The organism is Bartonella sp. AP57NXGY (assembly GCF_042195805.1).
GTDB lineage: Bacteria > Pseudomonadota > Alphaproteobacteria > Rhizobiales > Rhizobiaceae > Bartonella.
The window spans coordinates 1-634 of record NZ_JBHIOZ010000582.1; the positions used below are offsets into that span (position 1 = coordinate 1).

At 41.3% G+C, this 634-nt stretch carries 2 pseudogenes; both read right to left on the reverse strand.

The window, feature by feature from the left end:
* A pseudogene (locus ACFIL8_RS12150) lies at positions 1-262 on the reverse strand (hypothetical protein); the annotation flags it as partial.
* 198 nt (positions 263-460) lie between these two features.
* A pseudogene (locus ACFIL8_RS12155) lies at positions 461-634 on the reverse strand (MFS transporter); the annotation flags it as partial.

Consider the following 634-nt stretch of genomic DNA (forward strand, 5'->3'; position numbering starts at 1 on the left):
TGATGGGTTGTATTTGCCGTTTGCCAATGAGTGCTGGTTTGTTTTTTATTATTTGTACATCTTTTGCCCATTGAACGCGTGATAAAGGATTGAGTTCACGTGGGTAGACAGCGAAAGAATTGATGGCTATGGGCGGCGTTGGTTTTTGCAATTCAAGTGTGTGGGAGCTCTCATGACAATCATGTCGCATATAGTCTGCCAGTTGCCACACATAGCCGCCTGTTCCATTGTAAAAGTTTAAGCCTATAGGATCTTGTTGCATGATGTTAAACCGGTTTCTATTTTGCTATAAACTAAATTTTGGGAATGGTTGTTAGCTCTTCCACACTCAAGAGTGGTTCATCAAAGTCTTATTGGTTGGTGTGGGGTTGTATGGGAGATACAACGATTTTATCGAGGGGTGATTGTCATGTCCTTTTGGGGTGTATGGTTTGCTTGAGAGCAAAGATAGCAAAGTTCGTTAACCATTATCATATTCCTTTTTTTGCATAGTGCGGTTTATGATAAAACCTAAGATGCCTGTGATCATGGTGGCGATGCCAATGATAAACAGTGTGCTTTGGGTGTGATGCACTTTTACAAAACCGGCTCCTAGAAAGCCAAGGCACACCGCTGTTTGTATGATAAAGATATA